This window comes from Shewanella sp. ALD9 (genome assembly GCF_002836315.1).
GTDB lineage: Bacteria > Pseudomonadota > Gammaproteobacteria > Enterobacterales > Shewanellaceae > Shewanella.
Genome location: NZ_PJCD01000007.1, coordinates 1 through 3,220 on the forward strand (window position 1 = coordinate 1; position 3,220 = coordinate 3,220).

Genomic DNA, 3,220 nt, shown 5'->3' on the forward strand with positions numbered 1-3,220 from the left:
GTTAGTGCGAAAAACGTTAATGCGAAAGCATTAACACTTGAGTTCTCAAAACACTGTTTAAGTGTCTTGAATATTCTAAAAAACTAAGGCGAGTCCACTTCCTGGTCGGAGGTGAGACAAGTAAAAACCAGCTGGTCATGATATGACCCAGATGTTCACGCAAGTGAAACTCATTTGGGTTGTATGGTTAAGTGACCAAGCGTATACGGTGGATGCCTTGGCAGTCAGAGGCGATGAAGGACGTAATAACTTGCGAAAAGCGTTGGCGAGCTAGTAATAAGCATTTGAGCTAACGATATCCGAATGGGGAAACCCAGCAGCATAAGCTGTTATCACTACATGAATACATAGTGTAGTGAGGCAAACCCGGGGAACTGAAACATCTAAGTACCCGGAGGAAAAGAAATCAACCGAGATTCCCCTAGTAGCGGCGAGCGAACGGGGATTAGCCCTTAAGTCTATGGGGTGTTAGTGGAATGTGTTGGAAAGCACAGCGGCACAGGGTGATAGCCCCGTACATGAAAACTAACCATAGATGAAAACGAGTAAGGCGGGACACGTGACATCCTGTTTGAATATGGGGGGACCATCCTCCAAGGCTAAATACTCCTGACTGACCGATAGTGAACCAGTACCGTGAGGGAAAGGCGAAAAGAACCCCTGTGAGGGGAGTGAAATAGAACCTGAAACCGTATACGTACAAGCAGTGGGAGCGGTTCTTGAGACCGTGACTGCGTACCTTTTGTATAATGGGTCAGCGACTTACATTTTGTAGCGAGGTTAAGCGAATAGCGGAGCCGTAGGGAAACCGAGTGTTAACTGCGCGTTTAGTTGCAAGGTGTAGACCCGAAACCGAGTGATCTAGCCATGGGCAGGTTGAAGGTTGAGTAACATCAACTGGAGGACCGAACCGACTTATGTTGAAAAATGAGCGGATGACTTGTGGCTGGGGGTGAAAGGCCAATCAAACTCGGAGATATCTGGTTCTCCTCGAAAGCTATTTAGGTAGCGCCTCGAGCGAATACCATTGGGGGTAGAGCACTGTTAAGGCTAGGGGGTCATCCCGACTTACCAACCCTTTGCAAACTCCGAATACCAATGAGTACTACTCGGGAGACAGACAGCGGGTGCTAACGTCCGTTGTCAAAAGGGAAACAACCCAGACCGTCAGCTAAGGTCCCAAAGTGTATGTTAAGTGGGAAACGATGTGGGAAGGCTTAGACAGCTAGGATGTTGGCTTAGAAGCAGCCATCATTTAAAGAAAGCGTAATAGCTCACTAGTCGAGTCGGCCTGCGCGGAAGATTTAACGGGGCTAAACATACCACCGAAGCTACGGGTGCATTTCTTAGGAAGTGCGCGGTAGAGGAGCGTTCTGTAAGCGGTTGAAGGTGAAGGGGTAACCCACACTGGACGTATCAGAAGTGCGAATGCTGACATGAGTAACGATAAAGGGAGTGAAAAACTCCCTCGCCGGAAGACCAAGGGTTCCTGTCCAACGTTAATCGGGGCAGGGTGAGTCGACCCCTAAGGTGAGGCCGAAAGGCGTAATCGATGGGAAACAGATTAATATTTCTGTACTTCCGCTAACTGCGATGGAGAGACGGAGAAGGCTAGGCTAGCGCGGCGTTGGTAGTCCGCGTTTAAGGTGGTAGGTTGATTTCTTAGGCAAATCCGGGAAATCGTACTTTAATGTACAGGCTGAGAGCTGATGACGAGTCACTAAGGTGATGAAGTAGTTGATGCCATGCTTCCAGGAAAATCTTCTAAGCTTCAGGTTAGTGGGAATCGTACCCCAAACCGACACAGGTGGTCGGGTAGAGAATACCAAGGCGCTTGAGAGAACTCGGCTGAAGGAACTAGGCAAAATGGTACCGTAACTTCGGGAGAAGGTACGCTCTTGTTGGTGATGAGACTTGCTCTCTAAGCTGACGGGAGTCGCAGATACCAGGTGGCTGCAACTGTTTATCAAAAACACAGCACTGTGCAAAATCGCAAGATGACGTATACGGTGTGACGCCTGCCCGGTGCCGGAAGGTTAATTGATTGGGTTATCTTCGGAGAAGCTCATGATCGAAGCCCCGGTAAACGGCGGCCGTAACTATAACGGTCCTAAGGTAGCGAAATTCCTTGTCGGGTAAGTTCCGACCTGCACGAATGGCGTAATGATGGCCACGCTGTCTCCAGCCGAGACTCAGTGAAGTTGAAATTGCGGTGAAGATGCCGTATACCCGCGGCTAGACGGAAAGACCCCGTGAACCTTTACTATAGCTTGGCACTGAACATTGAACCTACATGTGTAGGATAGGTGGGAGACTTTGAAGCTTGGACGCTAGTCTGAGTGGAGTCAATCTTGAAATACCACCCTTGTAGTTTTGATGTTCTAACTCTGGCCCCTTATCGGGGTTGAGGACAGTGCCTGGTGGGTAGTTTGACTGGGGCGGTCTCCTCCCAAAGAGTAACGGAGGAGCACGAAGGTTGGCTAAGTACGGTCGGACATCGTACGGTTAGTGCAATGGCATAAGCCAGCTTAACTGCGAGACATACACGTCGAGCAGGTACGAAAGTAGGTCATAGTGATCCGGTGGTTCTGAATGGAAGGGCCATCGCTCAACGGATAAAAGGTACTCCGGGGATAACAGGCTGATACCGCCCAAGAGTTCATATCGACGGCGGTGTTTGGCACCTCGATGTCGGCTCATCACATCCTGGGGCTGAAGTCGGTCCCAAGGGTATGGCTGTTCGCCATTTAAAGTGGTACGCGAGCTGGGTTCAGAACGTCGTGAGACAGTTCGGTCCCTATCTGCCGTGGGCGTTGGATGATTGAAGGGAGCTGCTCCTAGTACGAGAGGACCGGAGTGGACGAACCGCTGGTGTTCGGGTTGTCATGCCAATGGCATTGCCCGGTAGCTACGTTCGGAATCGATAACCGCTGAAAGCATCTAAGCGGGAAGCGAGCCCTAAGATGAGTCATCCCTAGAGCTTTAAGCTCTCTAAAGGGCCGTAGGAGACTACTACGTTGATAGGCAAGGTGTGTAAGCGTTGTGAGGCGTTGAGCTAACTTGTACTAATGACCCGTGAGGCTTAACCATACAACCCAGATGGGTTTTACTGATACGACTTAGTATTAGAATGGGACGCTTAAATAGTGTAACGAGATTCAAACTCAGATAAAGCAATCAGCTTTCCGAATTATTATTTAATGCCTAAAGAAGAATTAGG

General features: G+C 49.5%; 1 rRNA gene. It reads left to right on the top strand.

From position 1 onward, the window contains the following. Positions 1–185: 185 nt before the first annotated feature. Positions 186–3,090: ribosomal RNA gene (locus CXF88_RS14225) — 23S ribosomal RNA — on the top strand. The last annotated feature ends 130 nt before the right edge of the window (positions 3,091–3,220 follow it).